Here is a 16,077-nt window from a genome sequence, read left to right as displayed (position 1 = left end):
CGTGCCCGGCCACTTGTTCTCAGGCTGGGGCCGGTGCTGCGGCCGGAGCGGGGTGGAGGTGTCCGGTGCGGCGCAGGCTGGTCAGGGCGGTGGCGCAGCCGAGCCCGAGGGCGGTCAGTGCCGCCCAGGGAAGCCACGGAGTGTGGGTGCGGGCGGCGAGGTCGAACACAGCGCCCACCGCGAGATTCCCTCCGGCGACGGCGATGCCGGCCACCGTGCTGTAGGCGCCGTAGTAGGTGGCCACCAGACGTTCGCCCGAGAGGCGGACCAGGGTGTCCATCTCGAACGGGTACAGCAGCGCGGAGCCGGCGGCCAGCAGTGCCGCGCAGGCCACTAGGCCGGCGAGGCCAAGGACCGCGCCCAAGCCGTGGGCGGTGTGGTGGGGGCCGGGCAGCATGACCAGGAACGCCGCTCCCATCACCGCCAGGCCGATCGCGATGGCCTTCGGCGCGTCCAGGCGTTTCCTGGCCCAGTCGGTGAGCCGGAGCTGTCCGGCGACGGCCACCAGGGCGGAGACGGCGAAGACGACGCCCATCGCGGTGCCGCTGGAATCGCCCACCAGGGCGCGGGCCCGGAGGGGCAGGGCGAGGTAGGTCTGGAAGGCCAGCAGGTAGGAGCCGGCCATCGCGGCGGAGAACAGCACGAAGGGCCGGTTGCGGGCAATCGCTCGCCAGTCCGCGGCGATTCCCCGCCAGCCGTTCGTGCGCTGCGGGTCCGGTGCCGGATGCCGGGCAGGCAGGGCGCGGGCCTGGACGATGGCCAGCGCCCCGAACACGGTCGCCGAGACCGCGCAGACGAGGCGGAAGTCGAAGGCGAGCAGGGCGAGTCCGGCGAGGGGGCCGAGCAGGATGCCTGCCTGGTAGAAGATGTTGAAACAGGAGAACGCCTCCACCCGGCGCTCCCCGGCGCCGTCCGCGATGTAGGCGCGGACCGCCGGGTTGAACAGCGCTCCGGCGAACCCGGTGACAGCCGAGGCGATGATGAGCGCGGGCAGCGTGTCGGCGACGGCCAGCAGCACGAACGCAGCCGTCCTGAGGCCGCAGCCGGCCAGGATCATCGGCTTGTAGCCGACCCGGTCGGCCAGGGTGCCGCCGAGCCAGAACATGCCCTGCTGGGACAGGTTGCGTACGCCCAGCACCAGGCCGACCGCCCAGGCTGCCAAGCCGAGGCCGTGGGCGAGGTGGTCGGCCAGGTAGGGCATGAGCATGTAGAAGCCGAGGTTGATGCCGAACTGGTTGACCATCAGCAGTTGCAGACTGGAGTCGAAGGAGCGCAGCTGGGCGCGCAGCCGCCTCACCGGGCACCGGCCAGCACGGCGCGGACGGCGGCCGGCGCCGGGTCGGCGACCGAGGTGCAGCGCGTCCAGGACGTCACCGTCCGCTCGCCCGGGCCGGTGATCTCGTCGGGCTCCTCCGGCAGCCCTGCCGGGGTGTTGAGCAGGTGGTGGTCGTGGCACCAGCCGTCGTTGTAGATCGTGTCGAGGTAGCGGTGGGGACCGTCGGGGAAGATCGCGGCGATCCTCGTTCCGGCGGGGTAGGTGCGCGCGGCCCATCCCGCGACCAGGGCGACCGCCCCCACGCTCCAGCCGCCCGAGGCGTAGTGGTGGCGGGCCAGTGCGCGGCAGGAGTGCACCGCTTCGGCGGGGGCGACCCAGTGGACTTCGGTGAAGGCCTCGTAGGCGACGTTGCCGGGGTGGATGCTGGAGCCCAGGCCGCGCATCAGCCGCTGTCCGGCGGGCTGCCCGAAGATCGTCGATCCGGTCGCGTCCACCCCGATCAGCGCTAGGTCCGGGAATGTCCGGCGCAGCGCGGTGGAGATGCCCGCCGAGTGGCCGCCGGTGCCGACGGAGGCGACCAGGACGTCGATGCGTCCCAGTTGGGCGATGAGCTCGGCGGCCAGCGGTGTGTAGGCGGCGGCGTTGTCGGGGTTGTTGTACTGGTCCGGGCACCACGCGCCCGGCTGTGCGGCCAGTAGCTCGTCCACCTTCTCTCGCCGTGCTTGCTGCCAGCCACCGGTCGGGTGGGCGACGGTAACGGTCTCGACGTCGGCACCGTAGGCGGCCAGGGCCCGGCCGATCGCGGGCTCAAGGCCGGGGTCGGTGACTACGGTCACCGGGTGTCCGAAGGTGATGCCGGCCAGGGCCAGGCCCAGCCCGAGGGTGCCGCTGGAGGATTCGATGATCGGCGCGCCATCGGCCAGCTCCCCGCGGGTACGGGCGCGAGCGACCATGTGCAGGGCGGGTCGGTCCTTGATGCCACCCGGGTTGTGGCCTTCGAGCTTCGCCCAGAAACCGCGGCCGGCACCGGCGAGGGGTGCACCGATCCACAGGACCGGGGTGTGGCCGACCAGATCGGACGGTCGGCGGGCGGAGGCGGGGGCAGGGGCGTAGGTGTGAGTGTGGCTGTCCATCACGGTGTCACGGCTCCTCGGCCCCGGCCGGACATCGGCCGGCTCGGGGCATCGGCGGATCAGGGCGCGGACACACAGCCGTCAAGGCTCCGCCCGGCTGTGCCGGACAGGGTGAGGTGGAAGGCGGCTGTGCGGGAGCGGTCAGGTCCGCGCCACGCACAGGGCCGTGAGAATGCAGCGCCCGCCAACGGCACTGTGGTTGGGGGCCCTCGCGGCTCCGGCACCGGTCAGCGCGGCGGGCGCATCCGGCCGGGCATCGACCGGCAGTGCCCCGCCGAGCGCCGGCGGGGTGGGGACGTCGCCGCGGATCCGGTCCACCACGTGATCGCCCGTCTCGGGGCAGCACGGTGCGCGCTGGGGAAGGGAAGCAGTGGCCGCGCCGGATGCGGCGACGGGAGCGGCAGCCACGGGTAGCGCGTTCAGCGGATAGTGCTGGCTCTCGAACCCCGGGCCATGGCTGTGCACGCAGCCAAGGAGGTGGAATGCCACCCAGATCAGGACGACGAGCACGCCGCTGTCCCACGCGCGGTGATGCGCCGAGGAGGGCGCCATCGCACCGATCATGCACGCAATGTATCCTGTCGAGCACTCAAAGTCACAATCGGTCGAGTTCGACCCGCCGAAGGTCCGGCCGAAGAATCCTCGCCGCCGCGTCGAGCCGTCTCCCAGGCCATCGCCGAGGCCCCTTGCCCGCACCTCAGTGGCAGCTGCCGGTGACCGGTGTGAGCCGACCGTCCTCTCGCCGGCCACCGCGTCTGGGCTGGGCCGGTACCCGGCACAGCCGGGTGGGCAAGTGGGGCTGGGCGGACGATGACGGACGGCGACCAGGAGCTGGCGGACGAGCAGCGGCGGCACTGGCGGCACACCTACGTCGTTCATTCCGGCATGTATGGCGAGGAGCACTCCAGTCCGTCTGCACCGTCCGGCAGACCGCCGACGCCCACTGCGGCGCCGGCATCACCCATGGCGACGCACCGCCCCCGGGGCGGGGCCTCCTTCTTGCTGCGGCGGCTCAACGCCGGCTCCGGGCGGGTGCGGCGGCCCGGAGCCAGGCGGCGTCGCGCAGGAGCCGCAGTCCGTTGAGGCCGACGATCACGGTCGATCCCTCGTGCCCCAGGACCCCGAGTGGGAGCGGCAGGTGCCCGGCAAGATCCCAGATGACCAGACCGGAGATGAATACTGCGGCGATCACCAGGTTCTGCACCACCAGGCGCCGGGCGGCGCGGGACAGGCTCACGACGGTGGGAACGGTGGCGAGTTCGTCGCGGACGATGACCGCGTCGGATGTCTCCAGGGCGAGGTCTGATCCGGCCCGCCCCATGGCGATGCCGGTGTGGGCGGCGGCCAGCGCGGGGGCGTCGTTGACACCGTCACCGATGACCAGCACCTTGGCGCCGGCCTTCTCCAGTTCCTGGACCGCGGTGACCTTGTCCTGGGGAAGCAGCCCTGCGCGGACGTCGCTGATGCCTACCTCATCGGCCAGCAGGGCGGCGGCGCGCGGGTTGTCACCGGTCAGCAGCATCGGGGCGCTGCCGGTCAGCGTGGTCAAGGCGGCGACGGTAGCGGTGGCGTCGGGCCGCAGCCGGTCGGCGACGCCCAGGACACCCACGGGCGCGCCGGCACGCTGGACGAGGACGGCCGTGCGGCCCTCATGTTCCAGGTTCTCGGCGACAGCCGCGGCCTCGGCGGAAGCCGCGTCCGTGTCACTGAGGAGGCGGGCGGGGGCGCCGACCGCGATGGTGTGGCCGTCGACGGTGGCGGTGACTCCGGTCCCGGGGGCGGACGTGAAGTCCTCCATGTCCGGGATGGCCAGGCCGCGGGCGCGGGCGGCGTCGACGACTGCGCGGGCCAGCGGGTGCTCGCTGGGGTGCTCCGCGCCGGCGGCAAGCGCCAGGAGGGCGTTCTCGTGCAGGCCGGAGCCGGCCAGCGGGCGGATGTCGGTGATCTGGGGGGTGCCTTCGGTCAGGGTGCCTGTCTTGTCCAGGGCGACCGCGTCGATCTGGCCGAGGCGTTCCATGACGACGGCGGACTTGACGAGGACGCCGTGGCGTCCGGCGTTCGCGATGGCGGAGAGCAGCGGCGGCATGGTCGCCAGCACCACGGCGCACGGCGAGGCGACGATCATGAAGGTCATGGCCCGCAGCAGCGATCCGGTGAGGTCCGCGCCGAAGCCCAGCGGCACCAGGAAGACCGTGAGGGTCGCGAAGACCATGCCGAGGCTGTACCGCTGCTCGACCTTCTCGATGAACAGCTGGGTCGGCGCCTTGGTCCCGGAGGCTTCCTCGACCATGGCGACGATCCGGGCGATCACCGAGTCGGAGGCGTCCCGCTCGACCTTCACTCGCATGGCCCCGGTGCCGTTCAGGGTTCCGGCGAATACTTCATCGCCGGCTTCCTTCGCCACCGGCAGCGGCTCGCCGGTGATGGTGGCCTGGTCGACCTCGCTGGACCCCTCCAGCACTCGGCCGTCGGCGCCGACCCGCTCGCCGGGGCGGATGAGAATGGTGTCGCCGACGGCGAGGTCCTCGGTGACGACCGTCTCCTCGCTCCCGTCGTCAGCCAGGCGGGTCGCCGTAGAGGGGGCGAGGTCGAGCAGACCGCGGACCGCGTCCTGGGTGCGGGCGGTGGCCAGCGCCTCCAGGGCGCCGGAGGTGGCGAAGATGACGATCAGCAGCGCGCCGTCCATCACCTGCCCGATCGACGCCGCGCCGATCGCGGCCACGATCATCAACAGGTCCACATCCAGGGTCTTCTCCCGCAGCGCCGTAAGGCCGGCCCAGGCCGGCTCCCAGCCGCCGGTGACGTAGGCCGCCGCGTACAGCGGGCCCCACGCCCAGGCCGGGGCGCCGCTCAGTTGCAGCGGCAGCGCGATCAGGAACAGCACCAGCGAGGCCGCGGCCCATCGGGCCTCGGCCAGCGCGAACACTCGGGTGCGGCGTCGCGGCGCCGCACCCGATGCGGTCGGAGTGGCCGCTTGGGGATGCTGGAGCAGGACAGAAGGCATGACAAAACAACCCTTCGCGGGCAGAGGGTGGCGACACATTCACCGTACAGGATCATCTGAACAGGTCTTCAGGTGTCGCCAGTATGATGGGATCATGGGTCACGGAGCCGATGCCAAGAACACCGCCACCACCCGCGAGCGCCTGGACGTCGTGGGTGCCACCGACGTCGCGGCGACCCTCCAGGCCCTGGCCACCCCCTCCCGCTTGCGGATCCTCGCCCGTCTCCAGGAAGGCCCCTGCGCGGTCGGCGACCTCGCCGAAGCCGTCGGCATGGAAGCCTCCGCCTGCTCCCACCAGCTACGCCTACTGCGCAACCTCGGCCTGGTCACCGGCGAACGCAACGGCCGCTCGATCGTCTATGCCCTGTACGACCACCACGTCGCGGAACTCCTCGACCAGGCCCTCTTCCACGTCGAGCACCTCCGCCTGGGGCTGCGGGACATGCCCAGCGCAGAAGCATCAGCCTCGACGGCGTAGCGCGGACCAGCTCAGCACCTTGTGTCTGGCTGTCAGCTGTCAGCTGTCGGCGCGTGCGAAGAGTCCTGGGCGATCATGTAGTTGTCACGCTCTGTGATGTCCCGGGGTTTGTCGCGAACGGAGTGGCTGTACGCCTGGCCGACGAGATGAAGGGGTTCGGGGCTTGCTCAGATCGCTGGAGCAGCCATAGAGGAACGAGTTGCGGCAGTGACGAGAATTTCGCGGGGCACCCGCGCTGCGGCGGCAAGGACGCGACCCACCGGGTAGGCGTGGGCGCCTGCCGGTCCGTTACGGGCGGCGGCGGGGCGGCCCTCCCTGTGGTGAGTGGTCCACGCTCGGCGGATCAGGCTACGGCTTGAGCCGTGCATCCACGACTGGTGCCCGGGGAGCTGCGGCCGGCCAAGCGCCGTCAGTGGGGGAGTTCCAGGTGGAAGGTGGTGTGTCCGGGGCTGCTGGTGACCGTGATGGTTCCGCCGTGGGCGGTGATGACGGCGTGGACGATGGCGAGGCCGAGTCCGGTGCTCCCGGTGCTGCGGGAGCGGGCGTGATCGGCGCGGACGAAGCGGCCGAAGACCTCTTGCTGAAGGTCTTCGGGGATGCCTGGCCCGTTGTCGCTCACGCTGAGGGACACATGGGTCTCGTCGGATGTGAGCCTGATGGTGACTTCACTGCCCGGCGGAGTGTGGGTGCGGGCGTTGGCGAGGAGGTTGCCGATGGCCTGCTGCAGCCGGTGGGCGTCGCCGGTGACGGTGACGGGTTCCTCGGGCAGGTCGAGGAGCCAGCGGTGGGCCGGGCCGGCAGCGCGTGCGCCGTCCGTCGCGTTGAGGATCAGCAGGGTCAGATCGACCGGCTGGTGTTCGAGCGGCCGGCCGGCGTCCAGGCGGGCGAGGAGGAGCAGGTCGTCGACGAGGCGTGTCATGCGCTGCGATTCGCCGTCGATGCGCACCAGAGCATGACGTACTTCTCCAGGAACGGGGCCGTGGTGGCGTAGGGCGAGTTCGGCGTGGCCGCGGATGTTGGCGACGGGGGTGCGCAGTTCGTGGCTGGCGTCGGCGGCGAAGTGGCGGAGTCGCTCCTCGCTGGCCTGACGCCGGGTGAGGGCGTCCTCGACGTGGCCGAGCATGTGGTTGAGGGCGTCGCCGACCTGGCCGACCTCGGTGCGCGCGTCGGTGTCGGCAAGCGGTCCTGGCATGGCGATCTCGCCACTGGCGAGCGGCAGTCCGGCTACTTCCGCCGCGCGGGCGGTGACCCGTCGGAGCGGGCGCAGGGAGATCCGTACCCACAGGGCTCCTGCAATACCGGTGATGACGAGAGCGGCACCGAACAGTGCGGCTTCGACTGCTTCGAGGCGGTGGACGGTCGCCTCGACCGGGTGCAGGGGCAGGCCGGTGATCAGGACGTCCTGGTCATCGCCCCGCACTGCCACGACGCGGTAGGCGCCCAGCGCGGAGAGGTGGATACTGCGGCCGTGACCGTCGGAAGGGATGTCTGCCAGCGAGCGGCGATCGTCGGCGGTCAGGGGGAGGGAGCGGTCGGCCGTGTCATCGACGACGGCGGCCTGGGTGACGGTGCCGTTCAGGAGGCGGGCTCCGAAGGTGGAGTCCGCCTGTCCTCGGGTGTCGGGGCGGTTGTCGGCGTCGGGTTCGACTTCGTGTTCCAGGCTGGCGGAGAACCGGCCGCCGGATGCGGTGAGCTGCTCGTCCAGGCGCCCCAACAGGAATCCCCGCAGAGCGAGGGCGGTGGTGACTCCGACGGCAATGCAGGCGAGGGCGAGCAGGATGACGAGTCCGGCGGTGAGCTGGCCACGCAGGGTGCGAGGCGGCATGCGCCTCACGGGGACTCCGGCTTGAGGACGTACCCGACACCGCGCACCGTGTGGATCATCGGGGTGCGCCCGGCGTCGATCTTCTTGCGCAGGTAGCTGATGTAGAGCTCGACGATGTGGGCGCGTCCGCCGAAGTCGTAGGCCCAGACCCGGTCGAGGATCTGGTCCTTCGAGAGCACCCGGCGCGGGTTGCGCATCAAGAACCGCAGAAGTTCGAACTCGGTGCGCGAAAGCTCCACGGTGGATCCCGCGCGGCAGACTTCCCTGGCCTCCTCGTCCATGGTGAGGTCCCCGACGCTGAGCCAGTGCGTGCCCGGCTCGGCCGGCATGCCGGCCCGCCGCAGGAGCCCGCGCAACCGGGCCAGGACCTCTTCCAGGCTGTACGGCTTGGTGACGTAGTCGTCGCCGCCGGCGGTGATGCCGGCGATGCGGTCCTCGACCGCGTCGCGGGCGGTCAGGAACAGCACACACACGCGAGGTGCCTCGCGTCTGAGGGCGCGCAGGACCTGCAGGCCGTCGAGGTCGGGCAGCATCCAGTCCAGGACCACCGCGTCGGGATGGAAATCTCGGGCGGTCGCGAGCGCACTTGCGCCGTCCGCGGCGGTGCGGACCAGCCAGCCCTCGCCGCTCATCACGCCGGCCAGGACGTCGATGACGTCGGGTTCGTCGTCGACGACGAGGACTCGAACGGGTTCGCCGTCGGGGCGGTGCAGCTGAGATGTCGGGTGCGGCGCGTCCATGGTTCCTTCAGCATCCCCCTTGCGGGCCGACGCGCGGGCGGGCCGCACCTCTGAGTTTCCTCTGAATCTTCTCTGAGCTCGGCCGGTGAGGGGCTGTTTCAGAGGGTTCACAGAGGTTGGACTGTGAGGCTGGCCGCCCGTTGCCCGAAGCGATCCCCACAGGGAGGTGCCGCGTGATCACCAAGTCCACCAGTACCGCGTGTGCGAGCCGCGGAATGCGTCACCGGCGGCCCCGCCGCAGCGTCGTGCCGTTCCTGCTACCGCTGGTGATCTGGGCCGGTGCCGCAGGGGTGCTGGCCCTGTGGTGGAGCGACACGACGGCGGTGGTCGGCCCGGCGGGCTGGCTCACCGGCGCGGGACGTATCACCGGACTGCTGGCCGGCTACGCCTGCGCGGTACTGCTGGCCCTGATGGCCCGCATCCCGCTCCTGGACCACACGGTCGGCACGGACCGGCTCGCCCGCCGGCACGCTCTGGGCGGACGCTGCATGATCTCGCTCGCCCTCGCCCACACCCTGCTCATCATCTGGGGCTACTCACTCGCCTCTCATACGGACGTGGTCGGCCAGACGTCCACCCTCGTCCTCCACTACCCCGACCTGCTCAAGGGCACGATCGGCTTCCTGCTGTTCCTGGCCACCGGAGTCCTCTCGGCCCGCGCCGCCCGCCACAGAATGAGTTACGAGACCTGGCACTATCTGCACTTCGCCACATATCTGGCCGTCTTCCTCACGTTCGGACACCAGCTCTCCAACGGAGCCGACTTCGTCGGCAACCGCCCGGCCCAGATCGCCTGGTACACGCTCTTCCTCGGCGTTGCCGCCCTGCTGGGCTGGTACCGGTTCGCCGTTCCCGTGCGGCGCGGACTGCGCCACCACATGCGGGTCATCGCGGTCCGTCCCGAGGCTCCAGGCGTGGTCTCCGTCCACCTCACCGGCGAACATCTGGACGAGCTGGGGGGCGAGCCGGGACAGTTCCTGCGTTGGCGCTTCCTGGCCCCGGGGCTCTGGTGGACCGCCAATCCGTACTCCCTCTCCGCCCCGGCGCACCCACACAATCTGCGCATCACCGTGAAGACCGCCGGAGGCCACAGTGCCGCCCTCGCCCATCTGACGCCGGGCACCAGGGTGTGGGCCGAGGGGCCCTACGGCGGCTTCACGGCGAACCGGCGCACCGCACCCAAGGTGCTCCTCCTGGCAGGCGGCGTCGGCATCACCCCTCTGCGCACGCTCTTCGAGACGTTGCCGGGCGAAGTGACGCTCGTCTACCGGGCCCGCCGGAGTGACGACCTCGCCCTGCGCGCCGAGATCGACGCGATAGCGGCCCACCGACGGGCCACGGTCCACTACGTCGTCGACGAACCCGCCGGCTACACCTCACCACTGACCGCGCGGGGTCTGAGCACCCTGGTCCCCGACCTGGCCGCGCACGACGTGTACCTGTGCGGCCCACCCGGCATGACACAGGCCGCCACCGACGCCCTGCGGGAAGGCGGCGTCCCGGCACGGCGTATCCACCACGAGTCGTTCGCGTTCTGAGGAGAACCGTCATGCGCCGAGCCGTCCTCGTCACCAGCGGGATCAGCACCCTGGTCGTCGCGCTGCTCTCTCTCAAACCGCACCAGCTCCCCGTCCTCGCCGGCAGCGCGCCGCAGCCGCCCGCGGCCTCGTCCGCCCCCCACGCCCCCACCGGCAGCTCGCCGGGGCCGTCCCCAGGGACGGGCACATTCACCGGCAATCCCGTCGACACCCAGTACGGAACGGTGCAGGTCGCCGTCACCCTCACCAAGGGAAAGATCATCGAGGTGAAGGTCCTCCGGGCACCGGACCAGAACGGCCGGGATCAGCAGATCGCCGCGTACGCGCTGCCCCGCCTCACCCAGGAGGCGATCGGCGCGCAGAGCGCGCACATCGACTCCGTCTCAGGCGCCAGCTACACCAGCCAGGGCTACACGCAGTCCCTGCAGAGTGCCCTGGACCAGGCCCATGCCTGACGCCGCACGCGGCCTGCGTCACGTCGAGCACGTGATGGGCACGGTCTTCTCCTTCGATATCCGGGACGAGCCCACGGCCGCCATCCACGGCGCCCTTGCCGAGGCAGTAGGACACCTTCACCACGTCGACGCGGCCTTCTCCACCTACCGGCCCGACAGCCACATCAGCCGACTCGACCGGGGTGAGATCCGTCTGGCCGACTGCCCACCCGAGGTCCACGAAGTCCTGTCCCTCTGTGCCCTGGCCACTCGCGACAGCGACGGCTGGTTCAGCATCGCTCCGGCGGGCGCCCTCGACCCCTCGGGCCTCGTCAAAGGCTGGGCCACCGAAGCCGCGTCGCAACTCCTCTACGACGCCGGCGCCCACCACACCTGCGTCAACGGCGGCGGCGACCTGCAACTCCGCGGCCAGGCGGCCCCCGGCGTCCCGTGGAGCATCGGCGTCGCCCACCCGCTACGTCCAGGTGAGCTCGCCACCGTCGTCACAGCCCATCACGACCTGGCCGTCGCCACCTCCGGCACCGCCGAACGCGGCACCCATATCTTCCACCCGCATCACGGCACCCCCGTCACCCCGTTCGCCTCCCTCACCGTCATCGGCCCACGACTGACCATGACCGACGCCTACGCCACCGCCGCCTTCGCCCGAGGCGACGGCGCCCGCGACTGGCTGGAGACCCTGGACGGCTACGAAGGCCTCGCCGTGCTGCCGGACGGCGAGGAATGGCGGACACCAGGATTCAGCCAGTACTGATCATGAAGCGGACCCGTGCCCCGCCTGCCCGCGAGGACGCGGACTGCCCCTCAGCGCACGTGCCGCCTCACCAGGCTGCCCCACACCACGTCAAGCGTTCAACGCATACCCCGAAGGAGCCTTTCATGGGACCCGTCCTGGTCAACGACATCCCCGCGCACGTCCTGTTCGTGCACGTTGTCGTGGTTCTCGTGCCGCTGACCGCACTGGCGCTCGTCCTCTGCGCCATCTGGCCCTCGGTCATGAGCCGATTCGGGCTCATCCTCCCGGCTCTCGCGCTGGTGGCCCTGATCAGCGTGCCCCTGACCACACACGCAGGCGAGTGGCTGGAGCGCCACGTGGACAGCAACGCCCTGGTCCGCAAGCACACCGAGCTCGGCGACGAACTGCTTCCCTGGGTCATCGCGCTCTTCCTGGCGGCCGCGGCGGTGTGGTGGTTCTACCGCCGTGCCGCCCGTCGCTCGCCCGACGCAGCCGGAGCCACCAGCGGCACGGTGGCCACGCCGACGCGCATCGCCGCTGCGGCACTCTCCCTCGTCGTCGGTGTCGGCGCGGGAGTGCAGGTGTACAGGATCGGCGACTCCGGGGCCAAAGCCGCCTGGCACGACGGCTACTCCGCCACCGCCCACCCCGATCGCGGCTGACACCGTGCTGCGATCGCCTCGCAGCACGCGCTCAGCTGCCGCAGGTGCAGCTTGCGCCGTCGGCCTTGACGACGTAGACCTTCCACGGTCCTGGTCGGAGCCGTGGACAGACTGTGTCCTGGAGGGGCGCAGCAGCAAGTGGAGTCGCTCTCCACGTCGGTACCCAGCCCTTGGCCCTGGAAGCGGGTGGTGGTGTGGACTGCTTCGGCGTTGTCGACTTCGACTGCAGACCAGTGAGAATCGTGTCCGTGCCAGGGGGCGAGCTCCCGATTCTGTTGGGTCCGCCTCGAACAGTTCCTCCGCTCGCTCCCGTTCCCGCAACAGAGGGTGCGTTGCACTCGGGTGTTGCACCGCGCTCGGCAGCGCCGGGTGTTGTAGCGGTGCCGGCGGAACTGACCTGTGACAGCAAAGGTGGACGGCTTGCCACCGAAGTTGAGCCAACGGCTTTTTGTGCCACTGAAGATGGATCACTGCGTAGTTGGTGCCAGTGAAGTTGGGGCGACGTTGTGCCGAGCCACGATAGTTGGCGCCTGGCCACGCTGGTTGGCATCGCCCCTCGCTCATCTATGCCAAGATTCGAGGGTGGATATGACCGACGTCACGCGTGCGATCGCGGCTGCGACTTCGGTCGCCGCATCGCTCGACCTGCCAGCGAACGATGCAATCGTTCTCCACAACTCGAACAAGCTGGCACTGCGGCTGACGCCATGCGATGTCTTTGCCCGGGTCGCCCCTGTGGGACAAGAGGTTGCACAGTTCGAAGTCGATCTCGCTCAGCGGCTCGCCGAGGTCGGGTGCCCGGTGTGTCCTTTGGAGCCTCGGGCGGACCCGCGTGTGTACACGCGCGATGGCTTCGCAGTGACGCTGTGGACCTACTACGAGCCCGTGACACGTCACACCTCACCAGTCGACTACGCCAAGGCGCTGGAGCAACTGCACGCCGGCATGCGCAAGGCCGATGTGCCGAGCCCGAGGTTCACGGACCGGATCACGGAGGCGGAAGAAGTTGTCGCCGACCCGGATCGCTCGCCGGAGCTCACCGATGTGGACCGCGTGTTTCTCAGCGGCAGGCTGGCAAGCCTGCGACGAGCGATCGACGACCGCGGCGCCGTGGAGCAGCTGCTCCACGGCGAGCCGCATCCAGGCAACGTGCTCAGCACGAAGAACGGCCCGTTGTTCATCGACCTTGAGACGTGCTGCCGTGGACCCGTCGAGTTCGATCTCGCCCATGTTCCCGAGGCGGTCTGCGAGCACTACCCAAGTGTTGACCAAGGGCTGCTGGACGAGTGTCGGCAGCTCGTTATCGCGATGGTCGCCGCGTGGCGTTGGGAGCTTGGCGACCAGTTTCCGAATGGGAGGCGATTCGGAGAGGAATTCCTGCGCTTGCTGCGCGAGGGTCCTCCTTGGCCGACACTCGACACAGTGACCAGGCGACTGGACGGTCTGTAGAAATCGCCGAAGGTCACGTGAAAGCGGCAAGGTGTCGGGGGTACGCGTCCTGCTTCCCAGCCGGGTACAGACGAACGTGCTCAGTTCGCCGGACGCCACAGCGCCCAGGGCACCCGGTGACCCACGACGCCATCGATCTCGACGAGCGCCACCGGATCGACGATCTGGCCATCCGCACCCCGGCCGCCGGACAAGGTCGCCCACCGCCAAATCAGACGCCTTCGCGCAGGTACAGGTCGCGCAGCAGGCCGATCTCGCCGCCGTGATGTGTGACCTCTTTCAGAGCGTGCAGCGCGAGCTTCAGATAGGTCTCATCGGCCCAACCGCCTGGGCCCATGCCTATCGGCGCAAGGAGGCGCTCGTCGCCGAGTGCTGCGATACGGGAGATGAAGTGCTCCCAGTCCTCGGCGAGTGCCTGGACGCCCTCTTTCGCGGTGCCCGGCCACTCGTGGAGGTCGCCGAGCTCGGGAACGTCCTCGAAGAAGTGGATCACATAGCCGCGCAGGCAGAGGCTGCCGATGTGCCAGATGCGCCAGGCGATCGTCGTGAAGGGGTCCGGTGCCTCCGGACTCGATTCCGGAAACAGCGTGGCGACGCGGAAGACACCGTCGTCGCCGGGGCGGATGCTGATGCAGTCGCTGACCGGCTCCCAGTGGTACTCGGCGTCGGTCAGGCCCTCCAGGCGCTCGAACAGCCGGAATCGTACGTTTTCGAAGGCCGCGAGAATGTCGCGCGTGACGGGGTCGGGCACGATCATGTCAGCCATGTCAGCTCCAGGGCACGGTGGTTCCGGGGCGGTCGGGATGATCAGGATAGATGGGTCGGTCGACCCGGCGACGGCATCTGTCCTCGATACCCACGAACCCTGCGCTGCTGCGGGCCGACACCCATCACTCCACCTCCGGCTACGAGGTGTTGCGACGATCAGTTGAATCCGCCCTGGGCGCCGTGGTCGGTGTGCAGGACCGCTCCGCCAGGCTGCCGCGGCAGCGCTCGGCGGCGGCCAGGGCGTCGGTGACGAGATCGGTGCGCATGCGATCGGCCAGGGCCCAGTTGGTCAGGCGGCGTGAGGCGAGGTCGATGACGGTGGCCAGGTAGAGGAACTTCCCGCCGTCCAGCGGGAGATAAGTGATGTCACCGACGTACTTCGTGTTCGCCTCGGTGGCGGTGGAGTCCCGGCCGACGAGGTCCGGGGCCTTCGCCATGGCCGGATCTGGGGTCAAGGCCCGTTTGCTACGGGGCCACCGTAAATGTGTGGTTGTGAGTGACGCCAGCAGAGTCGGAATGTCGACCGGCCGGGTGGTGTCCACGCGGTGGACGATACCGAACCCGAGCGGCTCCGCACTACGGGACCGCAACGCCCAGTCCCCGCTGAAGCCGCCAAGGCGCTCGGGATGTACCGGGTGACGTTCAGCCATTCGCTCTGCGAACCGATGGCGGGCTACCGCCAGTGGCACCTCGAAAGATCCACCTGTGAAACAGGCCCAGGCACCTTTGGTGGCGTAACGCTTCGGCGTAGCCACCGGCCGGGCGACAGTCAGGCCGCCCCACCAAAAACGGGTGGGCGTAGGCGCATTCGCCGAGTGGCCGCACTGTAGATCATTTACGGTGGTGGATGCCTTGCCTGATCCACTTCGACGTTCTCACAAGGTGGCCGGGCCGGCTGTACTCGAGACGGCGGTGGCCCCGGTTTCTCTGCCGCGAGGTCTCATCATCTGAAAGGACACAACATGCCTCAGGACGTGCGGTTCGACCTTCCCTTCAACACCCCGGTCAGCCCGCATCTGGCATGTGCCCGAGAGCGCCATCTGCGGTGGGTACGGGACAGGGGCCTGGTACGCAGTCAGGCCGGATTCGAGGAGTACCGGTCCTGGGACCTTGCGCAGGCTGCGGCGCGCACCTACCCGCACGCCTCGGCAGCGGACTTGAGCACCCTGATGAACTGGTTCTCGTTGGCCTTCCTCTTCGATGATCAGTTCGACGTCGTGCGGCCGGACCGGATGGACCGAATAGCCGAGGTAGCGCGGGAACTGATCGTCACTCCGCTGCGTCCCGCAGGCACGGCGCCGCGGGTGGTGTGTCCCATCACCGTGGCCTGGGCCGAAGTGTGGGAAGACCTCTCGCAGGGGATGTCACTGACCTGGCAGACGCGGTTCGCCGCGTCCTGGGGGCGCTTCCTGGTGGCGCATTGCGAGGAGGTGGACCTCGCGGGCCAGGGGCGTGCCGGGACGCTCGGGCTTGAGGCATACACCGCCTTGCGGCGCCGGACGGTCGGTATCCATCACAGCATCGACGCGGGTGAGCGCAGTCGCGCGTTCGAGGTGCCGCCGGCCGCGATGGCGCATCCGCTGATGGAACGGATGCGTGACCTGGCGGCGGACACCATCGGGTTCATGAACGATGTCCACTCCTTCGAGCGCGAGCGGCGCCGGGGGGACGGGCACAACCTCATTGCTGTCCTGCAGCGGGAGCGGAACTGCTCATGGCAGGAGGCCATCGACGAGGCGCACCGCATGACGACCCGGTGCCTGGAGGAGTACCTCGTGCTTGAGGCCCGGATTCCTCAGATGTGTGACGAGCTCGGGCTCGATGCGGGCGAGCGATCACGGGTGGAGATGGGGGTGGAGGCCATTCAGCACTGGATCAACGGCAATTACGAGTGGGCGCTGACGTCCGGCAGGTACGCCGACAAGGAAGGCGCGGTGGCCACGGCTGAGCTGGCCGGGCGTGGGTCAGTGGACGATCTGCTGACCATTTGAAGGAGTGCCCGGCCGGGTCGGT

The 16,077-nt window shown here is 69.8% G+C and carries 14 protein-coding genes and 1 pseudogene; 7 read left to right on the top strand and 8 right to left on the bottom strand.

Annotated features, from left to right (window positions below):
* Positions 1-19: 19 nt before the first annotated feature.
* The 4 genes from OG322_RS04905 to OG322_RS04890 form a co-directional block, all read right to left on the bottom strand.
* Positions 20-1,297, bottom strand: a complete 1,278-nt coding sequence (locus OG322_RS04905; RefSeq protein WP_123463786.1) for an MFS transporter — start codon at positions 1,295-1,297, stop codon at positions 20-22.
* Positions 1,294-2,409, bottom strand: a complete 1,116-nt coding sequence (locus OG322_RS04900; RefSeq protein ID WP_123463788.1) for a PLP-dependent cysteine synthase family protein — start codon at positions 2,407-2,409, stop codon at positions 1,294-1,296. Before OG322_RS04900 ends, OG322_RS04905 begins: the two co-directional genes overlap by 4 nt.
* Positions 2,410-2,550: 141 nt before the next feature.
* A complete protein-coding gene (locus tag OG322_RS04895) occupies positions 2,551-2,973 on the bottom strand; it encodes a hypothetical protein (RefSeq protein ID WP_329306092.1) in 423 nt (140 codons plus the stop codon).
* Between the two features lie 448 nt (positions 2,974-3,421).
* Positions 3,422-5,413, bottom strand: coding sequence for a heavy metal translocating P-type ATPase (locus OG322_RS04890; RefSeq protein WP_329306091.1), 1,992 nt, complete (start codon positions 5,411-5,413; stop codon positions 3,422-3,424).
* Between the two features lie 94 nt (positions 5,414-5,507).
* Here OG322_RS04890 and OG322_RS04885 point away from each other — a divergent pair, with 94 nt between their 5' ends.
* Positions 5,508-5,891: an ArsR/SmtB family transcription factor gene (locus OG322_RS04885; protein ID WP_124285589.1), complete on the top strand. Its 384-nt coding sequence runs from the start codon at positions 5,508-5,510 to the stop codon at positions 5,889-5,891.
* A gap of 409 nt (positions 5,892-6,300) precedes the next feature.
* Here the strand turns inward: OG322_RS04885 and OG322_RS04880 are convergent, their stop codons facing one another.
* Together OG322_RS04880 and OG322_RS04875 are read right to left on the bottom strand one after the other, a co-directional pair.
* On the bottom strand, positions 6,301-7,725 hold the full coding sequence (locus tag OG322_RS04880) for a sensor histidine kinase (RefSeq protein WP_329306090.1): 1,425 nt from the start codon (positions 7,723-7,725) through the stop codon (positions 6,301-6,303).
* A complete protein-coding gene (locus tag OG322_RS04875) occupies positions 7,722-8,456 on the bottom strand; it encodes a response regulator transcription factor (RefSeq protein ID WP_123463798.1) in 735 nt (244 codons plus the stop codon). Before OG322_RS04875 ends, OG322_RS04880 begins: the two co-directional genes overlap by 4 nt.
* A gap of 215 nt (positions 8,457-8,671) precedes the next feature.
* On the opposite strand from OG322_RS04875, the gene OG322_RS04870 reads away from it, so the two are divergent.
* The 5 genes from OG322_RS04870 to OG322_RS04850 all read left to right on the top strand — a co-directional run bounded on the left by OG322_RS04870 (position 8,672) and on the right by OG322_RS04850 (position 13,296).
* Complete coding sequence (locus tag OG322_RS04870) at positions 8,672-9,994, top strand: ferredoxin reductase family protein (protein WP_206432458.1); 1,323 nt, start codon at positions 8,672-8,674, stop codon at positions 9,992-9,994.
* Positions 9,995-10,005: 11 nt separating this feature from the next.
* Positions 10,006-10,449: an FMN-binding protein gene (locus OG322_RS04865; protein ID WP_123463800.1), complete on the top strand. Its 444-nt coding sequence runs from the start codon at positions 10,006-10,008 to the stop codon at positions 10,447-10,449.
* Complete coding sequence (locus OG322_RS04860) at positions 10,442-11,203, top strand: FAD:protein FMN transferase (RefSeq protein WP_124285590.1); 762 nt, start codon at positions 10,442-10,444, stop codon at positions 11,201-11,203. Before OG322_RS04865 ends, OG322_RS04860 begins: the two co-directional genes overlap by 8 nt.
* Before the next feature lie 125 nt (positions 11,204-11,328).
* Positions 11,329-11,847 (top strand): DUF2231 domain-containing protein, encoded by a 519-nt coding sequence (locus tag OG322_RS04855; protein WP_124285591.1) that lies wholly within the window; start codon positions 11,329-11,331, stop codon positions 11,845-11,847.
* 588 nt (positions 11,848-12,435) lie between these two features.
* Entirely contained in the window at positions 12,436-13,296 is an 861-nt protein-coding gene (locus OG322_RS04850; RefSeq protein ID WP_123463806.1) for a phosphotransferase, read from the top strand.
* 211 nt (positions 13,297-13,507) lie between these two features.
* Here the strand turns inward: OG322_RS04850 and OG322_RS04845 are convergent, their stop codons facing one another.
* The gene (locus tag OG322_RS04845) at positions 13,508-14,062 is read right to left on the bottom strand and encodes a DinB family protein (RefSeq protein WP_123463807.1); all 555 of its coding nucleotides are present in this window, start codon (positions 14,060-14,062) and stop codon (positions 13,508-13,510) included.
* Between the two features lie 176 nt (positions 14,063-14,238).
* Positions 14,239-14,489: pseudogene (locus OG322_RS04840) on the bottom strand (DDE-type integrase/transposase/recombinase); the annotation flags it as partial.
* A gap of 537 nt (positions 14,490-15,026) precedes the next feature.
* On the opposite strand from OG322_RS04840, the gene OG322_RS04835 reads away from it, so the two are divergent.
* Positions 15,027-16,055, top strand: a complete 1,029-nt coding sequence (locus OG322_RS04835; protein WP_123463811.1) for a terpene synthase family protein — start codon at positions 15,027-15,029, stop codon at positions 16,053-16,055.
* The last annotated feature ends 22 nt before the right edge of the window (positions 16,056-16,077 follow it).

The organism is Streptomyces sp. NBC_01260 (genome assembly GCF_036226405.1).
Taxonomy (GTDB): Bacteria; Actinomycetota; Actinomycetes; order Streptomycetales; family Streptomycetaceae; genus Streptomyces; species Streptomyces laculatispora.
The sequence above is the reverse complement of the archived record's forward strand: the minus strand, read 5'-3'. Positions and strand labels throughout refer to the sequence as shown.